Here is a 25,672-nt window from a genome sequence, read left to right as displayed (position 1 = left end):
ATCACGATATAATAAAGCGTATGAAACCTATTGATGTTTTTAAAGCGTTGTCTAATGAGTCACGGCTTGAGATTTTACAATGGCTGAAAGAGCCGGACCGTCACTTCGCACCGCATGATGGCATTGATATGAATGAGATCGGAGTGTGTGTCAGCCAGATCACCGATAAGCTTCAGATGACACAGTCAACGGCGTCTCAATATCTTTCCATCCTTCAGCGGGCGGGCCTTATCCAAACAAAACGGATTGGCAAATACACCTATTATAAAAGAGATGAAGACGCGATAAAGGCGATGGCCGATTATTTTCAGCGCGAAATGTAGGGCTGAATCCTTTAGAAGAGGGATTCAGTTTCTTTTTCCGACTACACATCGACATATTGCGATTTGTTTCTGTTTTTTTAACTCTTTATATCGATATATCACAATATATCTTTATATAAATCATCAATGAAGGAGTGTGTCAGGTGCAAAATACCTGGAAGATTTACATTTTGGCAATTATCAGTTTTTTAGTGGGGACGTCTGAATATGTGATATCAGGGATGCTTGATAAAATTGCAGGTTCCTTGGGAGTTACTGTGGCAGCGGCAGGGCAGCTGATTACGATTTTTTCGCTTGTTTATGCAATCGGAACGCCTGTCATGATGGCCCTTACAGCAAAACTGGACAGAAGGAAGCTCATGATCTATGCTCTGGGGCTGTTTGTTATCGGGAATATCATTTCTTTCCTTGTGCAGGGATTCGGCTTATTTGCGGGAGCGCGGGTGATCATGGCGCTTGGAGCAGGAACCGTGGTGGTCACCGCGCTTACGATCGCAGCAAAAATCGCTCCCCCGGGAAAACAGGCAAGTTCTCTCGCAACCGTCATTATGGGGTTTACGGCGGCGCTCATTATCGGTGTTCCGATCGGAAGAACCGTGTCTGAAGCTTTCGGCTGGAAAGTGGTTTTCGCCGGAATTGCGGCAATTGGAATCATTGCTATGCTTATTATACGTTTCGCGTTGCCTGAGATAAAAGGAGATAAACCGGTGCCGCTCATTCAGCAATTTTCTCTTTTGAAGAAACGAAAGGTGGCTGTCGGGCTGGCCATTACGTTTTTTTGGCTCGGAGGCTATTCGGTTGCGTATACGTACCTTTCTCCGTATTTACTGAACGTCACTCATATCGGCAGCGGAATACTGAGTACATTGCTGCTTATTTTCGGTGTTGCAAGTCTTGCCGGTTCTAAAGCAGGCGGTTTCAGCGCAGACAAATGGGGGGCGCGTATGACATTAACCGGCGGAATGGCGCTTCATGCTATCATGCTCATGTTATTGCCGTTTGTGACACATTCTGCTTTCGGAGCGGCGGCAGTGCTTATTTTTTGGTCCTTCGCCGCCTGGTCATCTGGGCCTGCTCAGCAGTATCATTTGGCAACGATGGAGCCTGAATCATCGGGTGTATTACTTGGCCTCAACCAGTCTGTGATGCAGCTGGCTATGGCGGCCGGGGCGGGCATCGGGGGCATTGTTGTCACTCATCTGTCTCTTGCGTCAGTGACATGGATCGGATCAGCGGGTGTTGTCATCGCGATGTGCGGCGTGCTTTCGCTTGCGTCATTAACGTCTGAAAAAACCTCAACTGAATACAGTGCAGAATAAACAAAAGCCTCATTTCTCAGCTTGAGAAACGAGGCTTTTTGTCTTGTTATTTTTTATAATTTTTCAAGTTTACGCCGATTGCGGCTCCGTTTCGGCTTGAGTCGGCGACTCCGGTGAAGGTGCCGTTTTCACGGTCGATCAGGATGCTTTGCACATTCCCGATATCAACCGGGCTGCTGCCGAATTTATGCCCCATTTCGTTCAGTTTTGTGCGGGCTTCTTCCGGCACTCCTTTTTCATATCGATAGGATGTCATGCTGTTTGTGTAAATTCTCGGCTCTTCGACCGCCGCTTTCAGATCCATGCCGTACTCAACTTTGTTCAGGATCGTTTGCAGGACGGAAGAAATAATCGTTGCTCCGCCGGGGGAGCCGACAGTCAGGACGGGTTCGTTATTTTTGAATAAAATAGTCGGAGTCATGCTGCTGAGCGGACGTTTATTCGGCTGCACTTCATTTGCGCCGCCAGGCACCGCATCGAAGTCTGTTAACTCATTATTCAACACAACGCCGTATCCGGGAACCATAATGCCGGAACCGAACAGCTGTTCAATTGTTGTCGTATAAGATACGACATTGCCGAAGCGATCAGTTACCGTGAAGTGAGTCGTTTGGCCTTCTTGTTTGTCAGTCGGCTGCTCCACTTGTTTATAGTTTGCAGAACCTTCCTGATAGGCCCAAGGATCGCCGGCTTTCGGTTTTTTATTGACTTTATCAATATCTATCAGCTGTCTGCGGGCATTGATATAATCTGGATTCAAGAGACCTTTGAGAGGGACGTTGACGAATTCTGGGTCCCCGGCAAATGCGGCGCGGTCAGCATAAGCCAAATGCATCGTTTCTGCGAGAAGCTGATATTTTTGCCAAGAACGGATATCATATTGAGAAAGCTTAAAATCATCCAAGAGGTTCAGCATTTGCAACAGGAAAACACCGCCCGAGCTTGGAGGAGGAGCAGTTGCGATATGATAGCCCTGGTAATCTCCCCAGATCGGTTCGTCAATCGTCACATTGAAGTTTTTAATGTCTTTTTCTGTCATTGAGCCGCCGAATTTCTGCACTGTTTCCGCTAGCTTTTTGGAGAATGCACCGTCATAGAATGCTTTTGTGCCTTTGTACTTAATAGCTGTAAATGTTTTGGCTAAGTCTTTTTGGACGAGTGTGTCTCCTTCTTTCAGAGGTTCTCCGTCCGGAAGAAACACGTCTTTTGCAGCAGTGTGTGATAATTTGTCTTTATAATCTGAGATGGCATCAGCTAAAACCGAATCGATCGGAAAGCCTTTTGAGGCAAGTTTAATGGAAGGGGTGATGAGTTGTTTCATGGAGCGTGTGCCCCATTTGTCGAGCGCTTTTTCAAGTCCTTTTAATGTTCCCGGAACACCGACTGCAGTCCCTTTAGTAACACGTTCGGAGAAAGGGATGGCTTTGCCGTTTTCGTCAAGGAACATATCCGGTGTTGCGCCTGCCGGTGCGCGTTCCCGGCTGTCGATAATGGTGGTGTCTTTCGTCTTCGCGTCATAAACCATCATAAATCCGCCGCCGCCGATTCCCGACATCATAGGTTCAGTTACGTTTAATGCGAATTGAATGGCAACCGCGGCGTCAACTGCATTGCCGCCTTTTTTCAGCACGTCGGCACCGATTTGTGAAGCGAGAGGATGGGCGGTGGCAACCATGCCGTCTTTGCCGACATCTACCTGTTTGTAGTCGTCATAGGAAAACGGGTGTTTCTTAGCCTGAGCGTGATAAGGGATGCTTCCGGCCGCGAGCAAAGTACTGAGCAGAACGATAAAACAGAGATTCATAAACTTTTTCTTTTTCATAGTCTGCCTCCTTTGTTTTCCGCTTACAATTATAGAGTAAGTAAAATGTGCTGTTTTCACAAGTGACAAACGGAATAGTCCGGTGTGCAAAAAGTTGGGGTTTCTGTGTGAATGTAATCAGTCGCAAATAGGCTAAATGGGAAACCGGACTGAAAAAGCTGTGAAACAAGCATAAAGACAAAAAATAAGCTACAATAAACAAAACAGAATTCACTCACATGACATATGAAAGGAACGTGAGCCATGTATTTAACGATCAAAGAGACAGCTGAGTTTACCAGTCTTCCTGAAGAATATGTGCACAATCTTGTTTTGACGAATAAAATAAGGGCCGTCCATGACGGACAGCAATATTTAATCAACAAGGAACAATTTCAAACCCATCTCGAGCAGCTGGAAAAATATAAGGAAATGATTCAAGAATTTTTACATGAGCCGCTTCCTGAAGACATTGATGTAAAAGATGAAGACTAGGACACAATTTCATATTGTGTCTTTTTTTTTCATTTTTTTCGGTTGCTCACAAAAAAACGGATGCTCAGATTTCATTTTAAGGCCGTTGTTTTCATTTTTTAATACCTTAAGTATCAATTTGTTTAAAAGCTTGTCATCGGGCTGAAAATGATGTTTTTGAGGAATTTGTTGAAACTGCGTATCTGATTCCCCTTATGTAACACTATGTATATTATGTTACATAAGACCCTTTACCCTTTATCATTCAACAGGTTTCGGCTATAATAGTAACATAATACTCAATATGTTACTTTACCAATTATAAGGGGTTTTTTGATGCATATCGTACAGCCGATCCGAAGTTTGGAGAAGATCCAGGAAGTCAAACAGTATTTAATGAAAAAAAGTGATCGTGATTATTTTTTATTTATTTTCGGCATGAACAGCGCACTGCGGATTTCTGATGTTCTGCCGCTTCGCGTGAGGGATGTAAGGAACAAAGACCATGTGTGGGCAACCGAAAGCAAAACGAGAAAGAAAAGAAAAATTCTGATACTGGAGTCTTTAAAGGCCGACATATACGCTTATACAAAAGACATGAAAGAAGATGACTATTTGTTTAAATCGAAACGGACGAATAAGCCTATATCCCGGATTCAGGCATACAGAATATTAAAGGAAGCGGCTGCCGCTTGCGGGTTGGAGGAAATCGGGACGCATACGCTTAGAAAGACGTTCGGTTATCATTTTTATCAGAGGACAAAAGACATTGCTGAACTGCAGAGGATTTTGAATCATTCTTCTCCGTCTATTACAATGCGTTATATCGGAATAGATGAAGATACGACGAGAGCCGCCTATAAAGTGTTCGGAGGGCTGTAGACTTGAAAAAAACGGCCGCCAGCGTTACTATAATAGAAGCAGGCTCTAGTAGCACAGCGGATAGTGCAGCAGTTTCCTAAACTGCAGGTCGGGAGTTCGAATCTCTCCTAGAGCGTTTTTTGTATGAGATAGGCGCAGATTAATAATGTCGGCAAACAAAAAACCCCTTGTTATACAAGGGGTTTTTGAGTTGAATATTTTGTGAGAACCTGGTGGAAATGGTGTGAAAAAAGCCCGCTGTAAGCAAGCGGGCTTTTTCTTATATGACAGCATCAAATTGATTGACCTTCCAAATGTTGTTTTCTTTTACGAATGTTACATCACGTTTTGCTGACGGAGAACCGTCAAGAGTCGGTACAGTGAAGCGGTATGTTTGGATGCTTCCTTTTTTAGAAAGAAGAGTCATTTTTGCTTTTTTCCAATTCAGGAGGTTATCTCCGTCGCCGACCGGAACAGCCAATTTGCCGTCTTTTACAGTGAAGTGGTAATCTTTGAACCCTTTGTCAATCGCTTGCTTTGTAAAAGCGGGTGTCAGATATTTTACGGCTTTCGCTTTTGTTCCGAGGTCTTTGCACATAAATACATATTGCAGATTTTGATATTCAAACGGTTCAGATGTGCAATTTGCGTTTGATTTAAGCGCACCGCCGCTCATTGTGTTCCAGAAATGTTCTCTCGCTGACAGAGCCAGCTGAAGTGCTTGTTTTTGTGTAAGGTCATTAGGTGCATTTTTTGCGGTCGCCGCAGTGCCCAATGACAGAATCAATGTAATAGTAGTGAGGAATAATAGCCATTTTTTCATGATATAATCTCTCCTTCAATCAATCTCTTTCTCTTATGTTACAAATGTTACAATAATTACGGTAAGATTACAATACCTTTTCAGAAATATTTTCCGGACTTTTTATTTTTATGGTTTATTTCCATGTAAGACGTGAGAAAAAGATAAAGAGTTTCATTGAACAAAAGGTTTTTACAAGCTGTCTGCTGAATAATAAAATGGAAGAAAATCAAAAAAGGAGTCCTACATATGGAAGTACAAGATCATTTAGAAACAGCGGAAGGCCGCGGCCAGTCTGTCTGGCGATCGATGTCACTGTTTTTAGTGCCGCTGCTTTTAAGCAATGTATTGCAATCTGTCGGCCAATTGGTCGGAATGGTATTTGTCGGAAGGTGGCTCGGAGTCGATGCGCTTGCCGCCGTATCGTCTTTTTTTCCGCTGTTTTTTCTGCTGATCTCCTTTACGATCGGAATCGGTTCGGGAAGTTCCATTCTGATCGGGCAGGCTTACGGCGCGAAAAACGAAGAGAGGATGAAGGCGATTGTCGGCACTACACTGACTTTTACCTTTATGATCGGTGTTGTTCTGGCAGTTGTCGGCAGTGTGTTTACGCTTGATATTCTGCGGCTGATGGGAACGCCGGAAAACGTAATAGATGTCAGTGTCCGATATGCGCGCATTTTGTTTTGCGCAATGCCGCTGATGTTTTTATATTTTGCGTATACGACATTTTTACGTGGAACGGGAGATTCAAAGACTCCGTTTTATACGTTAATCGTCAGTACAGTCATAAACATCGGGCTTTTGCCCTTATTGATTCTCGGGCTTTTCGGACTTCCGAAGTTCGGCATTTACGGTTCGGCGTATGCAACCGTGATTTCAAACATCGTGACATTTATCGTACTCATGGTTTATTTGCGGAAAAGGAAACATCCATTGGCATTTGACCGGACTGCGCTCCGTTCTCTTAAAATGGACAAAAAGCTGCTCGCGCTTTTACTCCGTCTCGGTATTCCGTCGAGCATCAATATGATTCTCGTGTCACTTTCTGAAATTGCGGTCATTTCATTTGTCAATCAATACGGATCTAACGCGACGGCTGCTTACGGGGTCGTCAACCAAGTGGCGAGTTATGTGCAGATGCCGGCGGTAAGCCTCGGTATCGCCGTTTCAATTTTTGCCGCCCAATCCATTGGCGCCAATCAATTCGGCCGGCTGAAGCAGGTCATCAAAGTCGGCATCGGCCTGAATTATTTGATCGGCGGGGTTTTGATTGTGCTGATTTATACCTTCTCCCGGCAGATACTGGCTTTGTTTTTAACCGATCAGGATACACTCCACATTGCCCGCAATCTGATTATGATTACTCTTTGGAGCTATCTGATTTTCGGTCACGCTCAGATTGTTTCAGCAACAATGCGGGCGAGCGGTACGGTGTTATGGCCGACGATTATCAGTATATTTGCGATTTGGGGAATTGAAGTGCCTGTGGCCTTTATTCTTTCTCATTATACGAATCTCGGCATTCTCGGCATTTGGGTCGGTTATCCGGCGGCTTTTGTCGTCAGCCTGCTGCTGCAATACGGATATTACCGGTTTGTATGGAAGAAAAAACAGATTACCCGGCTGATTCAATAAGGTTTTACCGCACATCGCTCAGTTCATACGGGCGATGTTTTTTTTAGAGAAGGAAAATGAGTTTAGAAAATGGAATTCCTATACATGCTAGAAAACAAGGAAAGGGCAGGTGCTTATGACGATTGAACATACGACTTATTTAGGGGTTTCAGCCATTAAAGCGGAGACTGATCAGGCTGAATGCATCATTGTGCCGGAGTGGGGATCAAATGTCATATCGCTTCGGGATAAAAGAACCGGTATGCGGCTTCTTAGAGAACCGGAAACTGCGGAGCAATTCCGCAAAAAACCGATGCTGTACGGCATTCCCGTTTTATTCCCGCCGAACCGGATTACGGACGGGACGTTTCGTTTTGACGGCCGCGCGTATCAATTTGAGATAAACGAAGAGGATAAACATAATCATATTCACGGCTTTCTTCACAATCAGCATTGGAAAGCGGCGGCAGCGAAAGAAGAGGGGGATGGAATGACAGTCGAAACAGAAATTGATCTTTCAAAGATTCCCCGTGTTCATAAACAATTTCCGCACGATGTCATTGTCCGGATGACCTATACATTAAAAGACAATGTGTTTACGCAGCGGGCGCTGATTATCAACAAGGGAACGGAGGCTTTTCCTTGGGGGCTCGGCTATCATTCAACTTTTGTTTTCAATGAAGAGCGTTCCCGTCTATTTTTGACGGCTGACCGCATGTGGGAATTAAATGAACGTTTCGTGCCGACGGGCCGTTTATTGGATGTGCCTGATAAAGAAGCGTTCCGTCAGGGGATGTCTTTGAAAAATAAACAGTTTGACGATGTTTTTCTTTCTTCCGGACGGAATGGCGGCAATAACGAAGCTGTTATTTATCATCCGGATGAGAAATTATCCGTTTTGTATCAAGCAGACACGTCTTTCAAGCATTGGGTGGTGTATAACGGTGACGGAAAGCAGGGGTTTGTCAGTCTTGAGCCTTATACTTCCGTTACAGATGCATTTAATCTGAATCAGCCTGCATCACTGACAGGGCTTCAGATTCTGAAACCGGGCGAAGAAGCGGCTGCCTCATCCAGGATCACCATTTTGCATGACGAAGAATAGGAAAGAGGCGGGATAACATTGAAAACATATGTGAAACGCTTGAGCGCGGTGATTCTGCTTTTGATCATTGCCGCAGTTCCTTATATTGATGATGCGGCTAAGGCGGCTGAACAAAAAAATACTTTGCAAAAAGAGCTGGAACACATTCTGGATGAAGAACCTGCTTTAAAGGGAGCTTCAGCGAGCGTCAGTGTCCGGTCAGCAAAAACAGGGGAGGTGCTGTTCGGCAGCCGGGAAGATATGCGGCTGAGGCCTGCATCACTGATGAAGCTGCTGACGGCATCTACTGCGCTTTCCGTTCTCGGAGAAGATTACACCTTTAAGACAGAAGTACGGGCAGACGGCGCCGCAAAAGGAAAACAGCTGCGTGGAAACCTTTATCTTAGGGGAAAAGGCGATCCGACCCTATTGGCTTCTGATTTTGAGAAGATGGCTAAACAGGTCAAAGCCAGAGGCATCCATGTCATTAAAGGAGATCTGGTCGGGGACGACTCGTGGTATGACGCTACCAGGTATTCAGTTGATCTTCCGTGGAGCGATGAAGGCCAATATTATGGCGCGCAAGTATCAGCTCTTACCGCTTCACCAAATGAGGATTATGATACCGGAACGGTGATTGCGGAAATCAGCCCGGCGAAACAGCCCGGTAAAAAGCCGCGCATTTCGATTTCTCCCCATACGGACGTCGTTCGTGTGAAAAATGAAGTGAAAACCGTCGCTTCTGATGAAAAGAAAGAATTGACGGTTGAACGGGAGCACGGTGGCAATGTGATTACGATAAAGGGAACCATACCTGCCGGCTCGTCAAAGGCTAGAGAATGGGCGGCAGTATGGGATCCGTCGTCCTATGCTTTAGATTTATGGAAACAAGCGCTTACTAAACAGGGTATAACTGTAAAAGGGAAAATCAGAACAGGGCGAATGCCGCACCGCACCCAGCTTGTCACATCACGGACATCCATGCCTCTTTCAGAATTATTGATCCCGTTTATGAAACTGAGCAACAACGGGCACGCCGAAATTCTGATCAAGGAAATGGGAAAAGTGAAAAAAGGGGAGGGCAGCTGGGAAAAGGGCTTGGACGTGATGAAATCGGAGCTCAAATCGTTCGGGCTGAATCCGGATGAATTGATTGCAAGAGACGGATCCGGCGTTTCTCATATTAACGGCGTATCCGCCGGCCAAATCGGAGAGCTTTTGTATGCGGTTCAGAAAGAAAAGTGGTACCCGGCTTTCCTTCGTTCGCTCCCTGTCGCCGGCGCAAGCGACAGAATGACGGGAGGAACCCTTCGGAACCGGCTGAAGAATACTCCAGCAGAAGGCAAAATTAAAGCGAAAACCGGGTCACTAACATCAGTCAGTTCGATTGCCGGCTATGTAGACACAAAAACAGGAGATACGCTTATTTTTTCCGTACTTCAAAACGGGCTGCTTGACGAAGATGACGGAAAAGACATTGAAGACAAAATCGCAGTCGTTCTGGCAAATCAATAAGAAGAGCCGAATCCTTAGAGGATTCGGCTTTTTTTGATGTCTGTAAAACATTATATTGCGATTATGAATCAATCTTTTCAAAAAGTAATATCGGCAATATACTTCCTTTTTTTACATTATACTTTCTTACTCGTTCACCAATTTTTCCATTTTCTAACGTAAAACTTCTTTTCAGGAGGCAAAACCTTTTTAAAAGCGCAATTAATTATACATTTTATTCCTTATTATAGTATTTAAGAACCAGTTTACAGTGTGCATACATACCGTTTTACATGGTATAAAGATTATAGAAATGAAGAAATGAAGTGAGGAATATATACTATATTCTAAAAAATGTTAGAGAAAATTTAATTTTTTATTGTGATTTCTAAAATATGTTTTAAAATAATGCTTATATGGATGATTTAGTCATATGCTGTCGAAATTTAATTGTAATTATTTCACTTTCTTATCCTCTTAAATTGAAATGGAGGGATTCCATTGAAGAACACTGTTTATTCTTTAACTCACGCCCAAAGAAGAGTCTGGTTTACGGAGCTGCTCGAACCGGGCACAAGTATCTGCAATCTCGCGGCATGCGTCAAATTCAGGGGGGACATCGATTTTGACGTACTGCGCCATGCTTTAGATTTTTCTATCTCGCAAAATGATTCGCTCAGGTTTCAACTGACAGAAGGGGACGGATCAGAACCCCAGCTGTATCTGGCGGGGCATCGGCCGATTTCTCTAGAGACTGTTGATTTTACTCATACTGATCAGGCAGAGCGGGACGCATGGATTGACACGCAGACTCGTGTTCCGTTCAAGCTGTTTCATTCACCTCTGTATCACTTTACTCTGCTTGTCATGTCAGACGAAGAAGTTTGGCTTTATTCAAAATTTCACCATATTATCATGGACGGCATCTCGCTCAACCTGCTCGGCAACCAGCTCATTGATATCTACCAAAAGATCATGCGGGGCGAGGATTTAGCTGAACATCACAGGCCTTCCTATCTCAGCTACATGGAAAAAGAACAGCAATACTTACAGTCTTCCCGTTTTCAAAAAGACCGTTCATTTTGGACTGAAACATACCGAACCGTTCCGGAACACCTTTCACTGGCGGAACGAACCTCTCATCTTAGACAAAGCACTGCGGCTTCCAGAGATACTATCACTCTTTCTCACTCCTTAGAACAATCTATCCGGCGTTTTTGCAAAGATCATAATATCAGCATCATCTCTCTGTTTATGGCTTCGTTATACATATGCATCAGCCGTCTGACGGCTAAAAAGGATATTGCCATCGGTACTTATTACGGAAACCGCGGTTCCAAGCTCGAAAAGGATATGCTCGGCATGTTTGTCAGCACGCTGCCGATCAGAATGACGGCAGATCCGGATGCGGAGTTCCTTTCTTTTGTCCGCAGTGTAGGAAAACAGCAGCTGTCTGTTATGCGGCACCAGAAATATCCTTACAATCTTTTTGTCAATGAATTAAGGCAGATTCATCACGACCTGCAAAATATCATCGGGATTTCGATGCAATACCAGCCTCTCGCGTGGCGTCAGGCAGAAGGTTTCGATTATGAAACGGCGATGTTTTTCAGCGGGCATACGGCAAATGAGCTGTCCATTTTAATTAAGGAGCGGACAGATACGGGATTGATTGAGCTGAATTTTGATTACCAATCCGCTTTATTTACTAAAACATCGATTAAACGAATTCAAACTCATTTGCTGACGATCGTTGAAAATGCCGTTAGAAATCCAAACCAGCTGATTCGGCATATTGATATGGCGGATGAAAAAGAAAAGAAACGGGTGTTAACTGCGTTTAACCGTACAGAAACGGCTGAACCGCCGGCCCCGACGCTTCACGGGCTGTTTACCCGACGTGCCGCGCTTTCGCCGCATCGTCCGGCGCTCCGTTTTCCGGGCGGCATGCTGACGTACGCTGAGCTCGACCAGTACACAGACAGGCTCGCTGTTCGGCTCCGCCAAAAAGGCATCCGCAAAGAAAGCATGGTCGGCGTACTCGCCGAACGCTCGCCGGAGATGGTGGTTTCTGTGCTTGCCGTGTTAAAAGCGGGCGGCGCCTATGTGCCGCTTGACCCGGAGTATCCTGAGGACAGGCTGCGCTATATGCTCGACGACTGCGGCGCCTGTCTCCTGCTTGCACAGCCGGGATTATCCGTTCCCGGTTTTTCCGGAGAAACGCTAGAAGCGTCTCTTTCTTCTCTGACAAGTGAGGCGGAGACAGGGGCTGTCTCTGAAGAAGCGGATGCTGATTCGCTCGCTTATATCATTTATACGTCCGGTTCGACGGGAACACCGAAGGGAGTGGCTGTTGAACACCGTCAGGTCGCCGCCTTTTTATCAGGGATGCAAGGGCAGTTTCCGTTGACGGAAGAGGATGTTATCGTGCTGAAATCATCCTTTTCTTTCGACGCTTCCATCTGGCAATTGTTTTGGTGGACGATGTCAGGCGCCTCCGTGTATCTGCTTCCTGCCGGATGGGAGAAAGATCCTGTGCGGATGATTGAAGCGTTTGCCTCAGAAAAGGTGACGACCGCGCATTTTATTCCGGCAATGGTCAACAGCTTTTTAGACGCGCTGGAAACGGAGCCTGAGGAAACAAGAACACGCCTCGGCAGAACACTGACACGCGTGTTTGCCGGAGGTGAAGCTCTTTCACCGCTTACGGCTGCCCGGTTTGCCGATCTGTTGCCGGAGACGATGCTTATTCACGGCTATGGACCGACGGAAGCGACGGTTGATGCGGCGTTTTACGTCTGTGACCGAAAACGGGACAGCGGACGGACAAGGCTTCCGATCGGAAAACCCGTTCCGGGTGCCCGTCTCTATGTATTAGATAGCGGAGGAACCATCCAGCCTGCGGGCGTGGCAGGAGAGCTGTACATCGCGGGGACAGGGGTGGCCCGGGGCTATCTGAACCGGCCTGAGCTGACGGAGGAGCGCTTTCTCAATGATCCGTTTTATCCGGGAGAACGCATGTATCAGACGGGTGATATCGCACGCTGGACAGAAGACGGCCTAGTCGAATGGCTCGGCCGTTCAGACGGACAGGTGAAAGTCCGCGGCTACCGGATTGAACCGGGAGAAATCGAAGCGGCGATCCGGCGCATCGACGGCATTCGTGAGGCGGCGGTCACCGCCCGGAACGAACACGGCGAAACCGCGCTTTACGCCTATATCGAAGGACGGGAAAGCGATGACGTGCGGGCGGAGCTTGCGACACGCCTTCCGGCTTACATGATGCCGGCTCAGTTTATAGAGATGACCGAGTGGCCGGTCACGCCGAGCGGAAAGCTTGACCGCCGCGCGCTGCCGGCTCCCGGCGGAGCGGCAGACAGACGGGCGTACACCGCCCCGCGGAACGTCACGGAAATGAAGCTTTGCGCCCTTTGGGAAGAGGTGCTGAAAAACGGCCCCGTCGGCATCCGGGATCACTTTTTTGAGCGGGGCGGCCATTCGTTAAAAGCGACGGCTCTCGTCTCTCGCATTGCCAAAGAGTTCGGTGTTCAAGTGCCGTTACAGGACATCTTCGCCCGGCCGACGGTGGAAGAGCTCGCTTCGGTCATTCAGGACTTGGAAGAGAGCCCGTATGAAGCGATTCAGCCTGCGCAAAAACAGGACACCTACCCGGTGTCTTCGGCGCAGAAACGGATGTATGTGCTCCAACAGCTTGAAGACGGCGGTGTCGGCTACAATATGCCGGCTGTGCTGGAACTGACGGGCCCGCTTGACCGCAGCCGGCTGGAGGAGACGTTCCGGCAGCTTGTGGAGCGGCATGAGTCGCTCAGAACGTCCTTTGAAACGGGGTCTGACGGCGAACCGGTGCAGCGCATCCATGACAGCGTACCGTTTCAACTCGATGAGGCCGAGTCAGCTGACGCATTCGTCCGGCCGTTTTGTCTGGAGGAAGCGCCGCTCTTCCGTGCGGCCCTCGTAAAAGAATCAGACGAACACCATCTTTTATTAACGGATATGCATCATATTATTTCTGACGGTGTGTCCGTCAACACCTTGATAAAAGAATTCGGCGAGCTGTACGCAGGCCGTTCGCTTGCGCCGATGCGCCTTCAATATAAAGACTATGCCGTCTGGCAGCGGACGTTTCAGGAGAAAGAAGGGTACCAGAAGCAGGAAGCGTATTGGCTGAAGCGGCTTGAAGGAGAGCTTCCGGTGCTTGAGCTTCCGGCTGACAAGCCCCGTCCGGCGGTCAGAAGCTTTGCGGGCGGCAGCGTATCGTGCACGCTTGACGCTGAAACGTCATCCGGCCTTCACCGCATCGCCCGGGATCACGGCTCCACTTTGTATATGGTGCTTCTCGCCGCATACAATACGTTACTCGCGCGATTGAGCGGGCAGGAAGACATCATCGTCGGCTCGCCGATTGCCGGGCGTCCGCACAAAGACCTTGAACCGATTCTCGGCATGTTCGTCAACACGCTGGCCATCAGAACGGAGCCGAAAGGGGGCAAACGGTTTACCGATTACTTGGCGGAAGTCCGACAGGCGGCGCTTGAGGCGTATGAGCATCAGGACTATCCGTTTGAGGAGCTTGTGGAACGGCTCGGTGTGCAGCGGGACATGAGCCGCAATCCGCTGTTTGACGCGATGTTTATTCTTCAGAATATGGAGCGAGAAGAGATAAATCTGGCCGGTCTGAAGGCGTCACGAACAGAACATACCGAACATGATGTATCAAGTTTTGACCTGACCTTATCAGCGGCTGAATCCGATGGAAACATCCGCTTTGAAATGGAATTCAGCACCGAGCTTTTTATGAAAGAAACGATTGAACGCTGGATGGGCCACTTACTGAATCTCTTGCGCCATGTTGCCGCCGAACCGGAAGTCACACTATCAAAAGCTGACATTTTGGATAAAGAAGAAAAACAAAAGTTACTGATTGAGTTTAATAACACACAAACCGAATTCATGGAAAAACACAAACTGTTTCACCAGCTGTTTGAAGAGAAAGCAGAAGAAACGCCTCATCAGACCGCTGTTATTGAAGGAGCACAACAGATCAGCTATTCGCAGCTTAATGAGCGGGCAAATCGGCTTGCGCGAACATTACACAAAAATGGATTCGGTCCGGGAAAAAGAGCAGCTATATTGGCAAACCGTTCGATTGAAGCGATCGTCAGTGTTCTTGCGGTCATGAAATCGGGAGGGGCGTATATACCGGTTGACTCCCATTATCCTGAGGAACGGATTCGCTATTTATTAAAAGACAGCGCGGCATCCGTCTTGATGGTGCAGTCAGAATACAAAGAACTTGCTTCACAGCTGACGGATCACAATTTATTTCTCATTCAGCTCGATCATGAAGATCAATACGATATTTGTGCAAAGAATATTCAGCCGGCAGCGTCTCCGGATGATACTGCATATATCATATATACTTCGGGAACAACGGGAACGCCGAAGGGAGTCGAAGTCAGAAATCTCAGCTTTACGCATGCAGCACTTGCATGGCGGAAAATTTATGAGCTTGATCGTAAACCAGTCCGAGTGCTGCAGATGGCGAGTTTCTCATTTGATGTATTTTCAGGGGATCTTGCACGCGCCCTGCTAAACGGGGGAACGCTTGTCATTTGTCCGGATGACGTCCGGCTTGAGCCACAACAGCTTTATCAGCTCATTGATCAGCACCGTATCACGTTTATGGAGTCGACACCCGCGCTGATTGTTCCGTTTATGGAATATATATATCGCCGGAAGCTCGCGCTGCAAAGTGTAAAAATACTTGTACTGGGTTCGGATATGATCAAGTCGCAGGATTTTTATACGCTTCAAGAACGCTTCGGAAAAGAAATGCGGATCATTAACAGCTACGGTGTAACAGAAGCGACAATTGATTCTTCGTATTATGAAGCTAAAATGAGCGAAGAGCCGCGGGAAGATGATGTGCCGATCGGTGTTCCGCTTCCGAATGTGCAAATGTACGTCTTAAACAAAGACAAACAGGTCCAGCCGATCGGCGTTTTCGGAGAGCTGTATATCGGGGGCGCCGGCGTCGCCAAAGGATATTGGGGACAGCCTGAGCTGACAGAGGGCGCATTCAGTGACCCGTTACAAACTGGAGAAACGCTTTACAGAACTGGAGATCAGGCTTGCTGGCTACCGGATGGAACTCTTCGTTTTAAAGGGCGGATCGATAAGCAGGTGAAGATCAGAGGCTACAGAATTGAGACGGGAGAAATAGAAAGTGTGCTTTTGAAACACGATCAAGTCAAAGAAGCGGCTGTTACCGTGATGAAAGATGCCGAAGGACAAGCCCGATTAGCGGCATACATCGTTCCTAAAGAGGCTGATATCTCATCACTCCGCCAGTCTCTTATGCAGGAGCTCCCGGCTTATATGATGCCGTCTCATATTATCGGTTTAGACAGCATGCCCCTGACACTGAACGGCAAACTTGATAAATCGGCATTACCGGCAGAAGAGATACATTCAACACAGGCATTTGTCGCGCCCAGCGATGAAAAACAGGCGATGTTATGCCGGATTTGGGAAGATGTGCTTCATATTCAGAAAGCGGGAATTCATCACTCTTTCTTTGAGCTTGGGGGAGATTCCATTAAGGCGCTTCAAGTGTCAGCCCGACTCGCCGGAGAAGGCTGGAACATGTCGATCCGCGATTTGTTTCAGTTCCCGACGATTGCAGAACTCGCGAAGCACCTCACGCCGGCTGTTGCAACGGCTGATCAGGGGCCGATAGAAGGAAGCGCTCCGCTGACACCGATCCAGCAGAGATTTTTTGAGGAGCCGGGTGCGTTTGAGCTTCATTATAACCAATCAGTCATGCTGTGCACTGAAGACAGCCTCGAAATAGATGCGCTGTACCAGGCGGTTTGCGCGCTGACAGAACATCATGATGCGCTGCGAATGACTTTCACTGAAAATGAGCATGGGGAAGCCGTTCAATATAATCGCGGAATCACAAAGCAGCATGAAGAAATATTTACGCTTAACGTCATAGATATTTCAGAAGAAACGCAGCCCGAAAAACGGATAGCCGCTGAGGAAAAAGAAATACAGCAGGCTATGCGTCTTGATCAAGGGCCTCTGCTTCATCTCGGAGTGTTCCGGCAGAAGGAAGCCGACCATCTTCTTATAACGATTCATCATCTTATCGTGGACGGCGTGTCATGGAGGATATTGCTTGAAGATCTGCAGACAGCTTATCAGCAGGCATTGGACGGCAAACAAATCGAACTGCCGCCGAAAAGCGATTCTTATATAAAGTATGCCGAAGAGCTTTTTGACATTTCCAAGAGCAAAGCATTGCTGGAGGAAGCCGCATACTGGGACAGCGTGATGTCTAGTGAAACAGCGCCGCTGCCGAAAATAACTGATGAAAACGCCGGACGATTGCAGGAAAACGCCCGCACTGCATCGTGGATATTAAGCAGCGAAGTCACGAAACAGCTGCTGTTGGAAACACAGCAGGCATACGGAACGGATGTTCATGAATTGCTTTTAACGGCGCTTGGAATGGCGCTTCATGAGTGGACGGGTTCTGAACAGATGCTTATCAGCACTGAGGGGCACGGGCGCCAGGGGCATATTCCTGACATTGATATGTCAAGAACGGCAGGATGGTTTACATCTGTTTACCCGGTGCTTTTGGATATGAGAGTGCCGGGCGGCTCAGGCGAAAAAACCGCTCACCGCATAAAGACGGTAAAAGACATGATGCGACGGGTTCCTCACCACGGAACCGGCTACGGGCTGCTGAGATATTCGCGAAACATTCTTTATAAAGACCCAGAAATAAGCTTTAACTATCTCGGTGCGTTTGACGGTCTTGAAGGAACGCTGAAGATGTCACCGTTCAAGCCGCAGCATGATATAGCGACCGGGCGCATCCGCGAGTTTGATCTGGATATTAACGCGATGGTGGCGTCCGGGCAACTGGAGGTAAAAGCCGTTTATACAGATGTATTTGCACCGGGGGCGATCGAGTTCTTCATGAATCTTTTCCATACTCACCTCGAGGACATCATCGCCCACTGTTCCGGCAAGAAAGAGCGGGAAAAAACATTAACGGATTACAGCCATACAGAATTGACCGATCAAGCACTATCGAGCATTGAAGATCTCGTAAAAGGACTTTAATTTCATAAAAAGGTGTGTGGCATTCGTGACACAAGCGACAGAAATTCAAGATATTTACCCTTTATCATATATGCAGGAAGGCATGCTGTTTCATTCGCTTCTGGATTCCGGATCAAACGCATATGTCGAGCAGATTTCGTTTACAGTCAGCGGGGATTTATGCATTGATACATTCCAAAAAAGTCTGGATACGCTTGTCAGCCGCTATGATATTTTCAGAACGATTTTCATAAAAGAAGTGCCTGACCTTGAAGGTCCGCAGCAGGTTGTCCTTTCACGCCGTGACACAGCCGTACAGACTGAGAACATTTCAGACTATTCGGAAGAACGGCAGCAAAGCATCATTGACAAATTCAAGGAAACCGACCGGCATAAGGGGTTCGATCTGCAAAAAGGCCCCTTAATGCGCCTGACTCTTTTTCAAACGGGAGAAAACCGCCATACATGCGTTTGGACTCATCATCACATTATGATGGACGGCTGGAGCTTGGGTATTGTACTGAAAGATTTCTTCAGCATGTATTATGCGATCCGAAACGGGCGGCCTGTAAACCTCGGCAGTCCGGCTCCTTACAGCTCTTATATCAAATGGCTCCGAAGCCGGAATAAAGAAGAAACGTCAGCGTTCTGGTCGCGCTGTTTGGAAGATTACGGAGAAGTCGTTTCCGTTCCGCAAACGAAGAATAAGCCGGCGCAAAACGGTTATGCATCTGAGCATTTTCAATTTTCCCTTGAGTCTGAAACCGTGCAAAAACTGACAGACATTGCCCGAAGCACCGGGGTCACGCTGAATACTTTATTTACGGGCATTTGGGGGCTGCTTCTCCATCGTTACAACGGCACTGAAGATGCGGTCTTCGGTTCGGTTGTTTCCGGCAGGCCGTCTGCTATCAGCGGCATTGAATCCATGGCCGGACTGTTTATCAATACCGTGCCGGTAAGGGTGCGCGCGGCTGGGAATATGACTTTTTCTTCTCTTCTCAAAAAGGTGCAAAAAGAGTCACTCGCTGCGGAAGAGCACAGCTATTATCCGCTTTATGACATTCAAAACGAGAGCGGTCTGCAAAAAGATCTCTTGAACCACATCCTGGTTTTTGAGAATTATCCGGTTCAGATGCAGGCTGCGGTAAACGGCTGGCAGCAAATGGAAAGCAGTGCGCTCTCACTTGAAAACTTTTCGATGGCGGAGGAAACCAATTACGATCTTAACGTCGTCATCGTTCCGGGAGAAGAGTTTTATGTGAAATTCAGCTACAATGCGGGCATCTACGATCGGGAAGACATGAAACGGATCAAAGGGCATATTCTGGAGGTCATCTCCTGTGTAACGGAAGATCCGGACAGGCTTTTATCAAGCATCAGTCTCGTGCCTCCGGAGGAAGAAGCCTTGATTCATTCGTTTAACGAAACGAACCGTCCGTACCATGAGACAACCGTTCATGGGCTGTTTGAAGAACAGGCGGCAAAAACGCCTGACCAAGAGGCGTTGAGATATAACGGGGTAAGCTGGAGCTACAAGAAATTAAATCAGCGGGCGAATCAGCTTGCACATGCGTTAAGGGAAAAAGGCGCACGCCCCGATCAGATCACCGCTGTTATGCTGCGCCGATCAATGAGTACGGTTGCCGCTCTGCTCGGAATTTGGAAGTCGGGCAGCGCCTATATGCCGATTGATGCGGAATTTCCGCCTGAACGGATTTCATTTTTACTGAGAGACAGTGAAGCCTCACTGCTCGTGACTGAAAAAGACCTGCTCCCCCTCATTCCGCCGCATTTCAAGGGCAGCGTCGTCATCATGGAGGAAACGGTTTCCCAGCAGACCGCACCGCTTCCGCCGGTATCTGACAGCGGAAATTGGGCGTATGTCATTTACACCTCCGGAACGACAGGCCGGCCGAAAGGGGTGCTTGTACAACACAAAGCGATCAGCAATACATTGCAATGGCGGCGTGAAGAATACGGGATGACAGAAGGGGACATAGCGCTTCATCTTTTTTCATACGTATTTGACGGGTCATTAACGAGTCTTTTCACTCCGCTTCTGTCGGGCGCCTGTGTATTGTTAACTGATGAAGATGATGCGAAAGACGTCCTTTCAATAAAACAGAAAATCACCCGCCACGGAGTGAGCCATCTTCTGATCGTTCCGTCTCTGTATCGCGTTCTGCTTGATTCGCTGACGAAAAAGGATGCGCAGACGCTTCGGGCGGTGACATTTGCCGGGGAAGCGGCCACTCCTGATATCGTGGAAGCGAGCCGCAACATATGCCCGAATGCCGAGCTGCTGAATGAATACGGCCCGACGGAAAACAGTGTGGCCACGACAATTCTGCGCAACCTGCAAAAAAGCAGCCGGATTACGATCGGGCGCCCGATTGCCAACACTTCTGTCTATATGATGCACGGAGATCGGCTGCAGCCGGTCGGAGCCGTCGGTGAACTGTGTATTTCCGGAAAAGGTCTGGCGGACGGATATTTTCAGCAAAAAGAGCTGACGGACAAAGTCTTTACCGCTCATCCGTTTTGTGAAGGTGAACGGCTGTACAGAACGGGAGATGCAGCCCGATTTTTACCGGACGGAACGATTGAATATATGGGACGCTTTGACGATCAGGTGAAGATTAGAGGTTACAGAATTGAATTGGGAGAAATCGAAACGGCACTCAGAAGTCTGTCCGGGGTAAAAGAGGCGGCAGTCACCGTGCGCAAAATGGCGGACGGGGAACAGGAGCTTGCAGCTTATGTCGTACTGCAAAACGCGGGTGTGACATTTGACCCTCATGCCGAATTGGCCGGGAGATTACCTGCTTATATGATACCGGGAAGCTTTACGAAATTGACGGAAATGCCGCTGTCTGTGAGCGGAAAACTTGATCGGGCCGCACTTCCTGAGCCGAAAGAAGCTGAGAGAACCGGTGATTATCAAGCTCCGCGCACAATGCTTGAGACCGAGCTGCTGTCTATTTGGCAAGAAGTGCTGAAACGGGAACACATCAGTATGAGAGATGATTTCTTCCAAATCGGCGGACAGTCGCTGAAAGCCGCGTCGCTTGTTTCAAACATACATAAACGGCTCCAAATTGAACTTGCCGTCCGCCATGTTTTTGAACATCCGACCATCGAGAGCATGGCCCGCTTCCTCGAACAGAGGAAAAGAGGAGAATATGCAGAAATCACGCCTGCTGTGGCAAAGGACTTGTACCCGCTATCTTTTGCGCAAAAAAGGCTCTATGCCCTTCATCAGCTTGCAGCGGACAGTACAGGCTATCATATGCCCGCTTGTCTGGAACTGAGCGGCAGACTCAACCGGGATCGGCTGCACGAAGCCTTTTCAGCGCTGTTACAAAGGCATGAAGCGTTACGCACTTCATTTGTTTTACGAAACGGGGAGCCGATGCAGCACATACATTCATATGTCGATCTTGACCTCACAGAGATTCACATGCCATCCGGGAACCTTCTTCAAGAGGTGATGGAAACTTTCGTCAAACCGTTTGACGTGGAAAAAGCGCCGCTTTTGAGAGTGACTTTAGCCAAAGTCACTGAAGAACGTCATTTTCTGCTGCTTGATATGCATCATCTTATCGCAGACGGTGTGTCAATGAGCGTTCTGATTCAAGAATTGACGGATTTATACAGAGGAAAGGAGTTGCAGCCGTTAAAACTCCAGTACAAAGATTTTTCCGTCTGGCAGCATGAGCGGTTTGCCGCTGAAGAATTCAAAAGACATGAGCGTTATTGGCTGGAGACGATCGGGGAAAACATTCCCGTACTTGATCTGCCGCTCGATAAAAAGCGCCCGCAGCTTCCTGATTTCAGCGGGTCCGTTGTTCGAACGCGCCTTCAAAAGGAATCGGCGGAGAATTTGCGCCGGCTCATGGATGAGACAGGTTCGACGCTGTATATGATTCTTTTGGCAAGCTACTCCTTGTTCCTTTCTAAATTGAGCGGGCAGGAAGACATTGTCGTCGGTTCACCTGCGGCCGGCAGAAGCCGCGCTGAGCTTGACGGGGTCATCGGCATGTTTGTAAATACCGTGGCAATGAGAAGCAGGCCGAAAGGGGATAAGACATTCCGCGCTTATTTAGAAGAGGTGAAAATGCTCGCCCTCGGCGCGGCCGAACATCAGGACTTCCCGTTTGAAGAACTTGCCCAAAAGCTTGATACACACCGGGAAGTCAATCGCAATCCGCTGTTTGATGCCATGCTCGTTTTGCAAAACAGTGATGATTTCGAAGTGAACCTTCCGGGCTTATCCGTTTCTTCACATGCAGTGAAGCATGACATTTCAAAATTCGACTTGACGCTTCATGCCGAGGAACGGCCGGATGGCTCACTGGATTTTCATTTTGAATACAGTACCGCCTTGTTTGAAAAGGATACGATCGAACGGTGGGCCGGTCATTTTAAAGAGCTTTTAGGACAAATCGCATCGGATGATGAGCGGAAGCTGTCTGACATTCATTTGCTGGACACAAACGAGCGGCAGATGCTTCTTCAAGCGGGAAATCAAACGGCGGAGTATCCGAGGCATGAAACGATCGTCAGTTTATTTGAAGCACAGGCGGAAAAAATGCCGGATCAAATTGCAGCCGTCATGTCTGATGAGCGTCTCACCTACCGCGAGCTCAATGAAAAGGCGGATCGAATCGCCGATATGCTGTCGGAAAACGGCATCCGCTCCGGACAGATTGTCGGAATTATGACCGAACGATCTCCGGATATGCTGATTGGGATTCTCGGTATTTTAAAAGCGGGAGGAGCTTATCTGCCGATTGATCCTGACTATCCTGACGAGCGGATTTCATTTATGCTGACTGACAGCGGCGCGCGTGTTCTGTTGACGCAATCGGGCCTTGGGATATCCGGAATGGACGGGCTGCCGGTTTTATACATCGATAAGCCTGAATCCGTTTCAGCAGACAGAACGAAAGAAATGATAACGCCTGAACAGCCGGCTTACGTGATTTACACATCGGGCACAACCGGAAAACCGAAAGGCGTTATGACGGAACACCGCAATGTCATCAGCCTTATCACACATAAAGGACTGCCGTTTGATTTCGGCTCTGGAGACGTCTGGACGCTGTTCCACTCCTATTGCTTTGATTTTTCTGTATGGGAAATATTCGGCGCGCTCTTATACGGCGCAAAGGTAGTTATCGTGCCGAAAGAAACTGCCCGTGATCCGCATTTGTACCGGCAGCTGCTGCAAAGTGAAGGCGTAACGGTGCTGAACCAAACACCGACGGCTTTTTCCGGACTCATTCATGAAGAGGCCGGGCATACGGACAGGCTACAGCTTCGATATGTCATTTTCGGCGGAGAGGCGCTTCAGCCCGGCATGCTGAAAAGCTGGAAAGAGAAGTACCCGGAGACGGAGCTTGTTAATATGTACGGTATTACGGAAACCACGGTTCACGTCACATGCAAAAAACTGAATATGGATGATATTGAGAGAAACAAAAGCAATATCGGCAGACCGCTGGAAACCCTCCATGCTTTTGTCATGGATATCTATATGAATCCGCAGCCGATCGGAGTTCCCGGTGAGCTTTATATCGGCGGGGAAGGTGTCGCGAGGGGATATGTAAACAGGGATGATTTAACCGCCTCCCGTTTCATCACGAATCCGCATGTTTCCGGCATGCGGCTCTACCGGACGGGCGATATCGCCAAAAGGCTCTCAAATGGCGAGCTGGAATATGTCGGGCGTAAAGATGCGCAAGTAAAAGTCAGAGGCCACAGAATTGAGCTGGGAGAAATTAAATCAGCGCTGCAAGAGCTTTCCTCTGTGAAAGAGGCCGCCGTGATCACACGTGCTGATCAGCATGGTCAGCACTCCATTTACGCATACGCGGTCTTACACGGAAACGAAAAGATAAAAGAAGCAGAGATTCAGGCCTCTCTCAGAGCTTTTCTGCCGGAATATATGATTCCCGCCCGCTTGATAGAGCTTGATGAACTGCCTTTGACGGCGAATGGGAAGCTGGACGAGAAGGCGCTCCCGCAGCCTGAATTAAATGATAGCCTTGGAGATGATATCAGCCTGAGAAATGAAACTGAAGAAATGATGGCTGACATCTGGGAAGAACTCTTAGGTGTTGAAGGACTCGGCCCCAATGCTCATTTCTTCCATCTCGGCGGGGATTCGATTAAAGCGCTGCAAGTATGTGCGAGGCTGAAACAGCAGGGCTATGAAACGACCGTTCGCGAGCTGTTCGAGCATCAGACACTGGGAGAAGTATCGATGCGGCTCCGGAAAGTCCGCCGCGTGATTGATCAGGCTCCCGTCACGGGAGACGTGCCGCTGACGCCGATCCAGCATTGGTTCTTGTCGCAATCATTGCCGCATGATCATTTTAATCAGTCCGTAATGCTCCGCAGTGCGGACAGAATCAATGAATCTGCTATGAGAAAAGCGCTGGCACAGCTCGCGGTTCATCATGACGCATTACGGATCGTATGCGGCACGCAAAACGGATCGGTGACTCAATACAACAGAGCGGAAAACCTTCCTGAAGAAGAACTCTTTACGTTTGAAACGCATGACGTGAGAGGGAAAGGGTCATTACAAGAGGAGCACGCCGCAATTGAACAGGCGGCCGCCCGTATTCAAACTTCTATTCGGCTGGAGACGGGTCCGCTCGTAGCTGTCGGATTATTTCACACTAATGATGGCGATCATCTGCTGCTTTCCATTCATCACCTTGTCATTGATGGGGTGTCATGGCGGATTTTATTTGAAGATCTCACCGCATGCTACAGGCAGGCGCTCGAAGGAAAAGAAACCGCGCTTCCGGCAAAAACCGATTCCTATCAGACCTACGCGAAGCAAATCTCTGATTATGCAAAAAGCCGCCGGCTGTTACAGGAAGCAGACTACTGGTCCGAAAGAGAAAAAGCGGCGGTCAAACCGCTTCCGAAAGATGCCCGCATCTCTTCCAATCTTCTGAAAGATACAGATGTGATGACCGTTACATTGACAAAACAGGAGACTGAGCAGCTGTTAACGGAAGCGAACAGAGCATACACAACAGAGACGGCTGAATTATTGCTTGCCGCGTTAAGCCTTGCGCTGAACAGATGGACCGGAAACGAGACATTCAAAATCAGCATGGAAGGCCACGGAAGGGAAGAGCATCTGGAGCATCTTGATATCAGCAGAACCATCGGCTGGTTTACGTCAATTTATCCGGTATTGGTTGACGCAAGTTTTCAAGATCAGACTGATGACGGCGAGCGGCTCGGCTATCACATTAAGCGGACAAAAGACATGATGCGCCGCATTCCGCATAAAGGAGCGGGATACGGGGTGCTGAAATATATAAGCAAACTCTGGGAAGAGACTGAATCTGATGCTCCTGAAATCAGTTTTAACTATCTGGGGCAGTTCGACAGGGAGATCCGTTCCAGCGGCTTCGGTGTTTCTCCCGTAAAAGCGGGAAATGAAGTCAGCCCGGACTGGGAACGTCCGTACACACTTGATATCAGCGGCTCCGTATCGTCGGAATGTCTCAACATGCATGTCGTGTACAACCGTTTTCAGTATCAAAAAGAAACGATTGAAGTTTTGACGGGACATTTTCATGCCTTTCTCAAGCAGATCATCACGCATTGCACAGGCAAAGAGGAGCGTGAATGGAGCGCCGCTGATTTCAGTGACGAGGAGTTAACGCTGGAAGATCTGAGTGACATTATGGGAGCCGTCAACAAACTATAGAAAAGGAGTGGCGC

General features: G+C 48.0%; 11 protein-coding genes and 1 tRNA gene. 10 read left to right on the top strand and 2 right to left on the bottom strand.

Annotated elements, in window-relative coordinates:
• The first annotated feature begins 20 nt into the window (after positions 1-20).
• The gene (locus SB724_RS04965; protein WP_003153841.1) at positions 21-323 is read left to right on the top strand and encodes an ArsR/SmtB family transcription factor; all 303 of its coding nucleotides are present in this window, start codon (positions 21-23) and stop codon (positions 321-323) included.
• A 143-nt stretch (positions 324-466) separates the two neighbouring features.
• Positions 467-1,642, top strand: coding sequence for an MFS transporter (locus SB724_RS04960; protein ID WP_044802248.1), 1,176 nt, complete (start codon positions 467-469; stop codon positions 1,640-1,642).
• A 46-nt stretch (positions 1,643-1,688) separates the two neighbouring features.
• Here SB724_RS04960 and ggt read toward each other — a convergent pair whose 3' ends face one another.
• A complete protein-coding gene (gene ggt, locus SB724_RS04955; RefSeq protein ID WP_410570304.1) occupies positions 1,689-3,464 on the bottom strand; it encodes a gamma-glutamyltransferase in 1,776 nt (591 codons plus the stop codon).
• A gap of 243 nt (positions 3,465-3,707) precedes the next feature.
• Here ggt and SB724_RS04950 point away from each other — a divergent pair, with 243 nt between their 5' ends.
• The 3 genes from SB724_RS04950 (at position 3,708) to SB724_RS04940 (ending at position 4,914) form a co-directional block, all read left to right on the top strand.
• On the top strand, positions 3,708-3,938 hold the full coding sequence (locus SB724_RS04950; protein ID WP_082998574.1) for an excisionase family DNA-binding protein: 231 nt from the start codon (positions 3,708-3,710) through the stop codon (positions 3,936-3,938).
• A 315-nt stretch (positions 3,939-4,253) separates the two neighbouring features.
• Complete coding sequence (locus SB724_RS04945) at positions 4,254-4,799, top strand: site-specific integrase (RefSeq protein ID WP_003153850.1); 546 nt, start codon at positions 4,254-4,256, stop codon at positions 4,797-4,799.
• A gap of 42 nt (positions 4,800-4,841) precedes the next feature.
• A tRNA-Arg gene (locus tag SB724_RS04940) sits at positions 4,842-4,914 on the top strand.
• A 144-nt stretch (positions 4,915-5,058) separates the two neighbouring features.
• Here the strand turns inward: SB724_RS04940 and SB724_RS04935 are convergent.
• Entirely contained in the window at positions 5,059-5,601 is a 543-nt protein-coding gene (locus SB724_RS04935; RefSeq protein WP_265971604.1) for an IseA DL-endopeptidase inhibitor family protein, read from the bottom strand.
• A gap of 228 nt (positions 5,602-5,829) precedes the next feature.
• Here SB724_RS04935 and SB724_RS04930 point away from each other — a divergent pair, with 228 nt between their 5' ends.
• From SB724_RS04930 to SB724_RS04910, 5 genes are all read left to right on the top strand, one after another.
• On the top strand, positions 5,830-7,218 hold the full coding sequence (locus SB724_RS04930; RefSeq protein ID WP_410570302.1) for an MATE family efflux transporter: 1,389 nt from the start codon (positions 5,830-5,832) through the stop codon (positions 7,216-7,218).
• Positions 7,219-7,333: 115 nt separating this feature from the next.
• Entirely contained in the window at positions 7,334-8,302 is a 969-nt protein-coding gene (locus tag SB724_RS04925; protein WP_410570301.1) for an aldose 1-epimerase, read from the top strand.
• Positions 8,303-8,320: 18 nt separating this feature from the next.
• Positions 8,321-9,796, top strand: a complete 1,476-nt coding sequence (gene dacB / locus SB724_RS04920) for a D-alanyl-D-alanine carboxypeptidase/D-alanyl-D-alanine endopeptidase (RefSeq protein ID WP_265971607.1) — start codon at positions 8,321-8,323, stop codon at positions 9,794-9,796.
• Positions 9,797-10,276: 480 nt separating this feature from the next.
• On the top strand, positions 10,277-17,935 hold the full coding sequence (locus SB724_RS04915; RefSeq protein WP_410570298.1) for an amino acid adenylation domain-containing protein: 7,659 nt from the start codon (positions 10,277-10,279) through the stop codon (positions 17,933-17,935).
• Between the two features lie 25 nt (positions 17,936-17,960).
• Entirely contained in the window at positions 17,961-25,658 is a 7,698-nt protein-coding gene (locus SB724_RS04910; RefSeq protein ID WP_410570297.1) for an amino acid adenylation domain-containing protein, read from the top strand.
• The last annotated feature ends 14 nt before the right edge of the window (positions 25,659-25,672 follow it).

This window comes from Bacillus sp. SIMBA_031 (assembly GCF_046535225.1).
GTDB classification, from domain to species: domain Bacteria; phylum Bacillota; class Bacilli; order Bacillales; family Bacillaceae; genus Bacillus; species Bacillus velezensis.
This window is presented reverse-complemented; position numbering and strand designations above follow the sequence as displayed.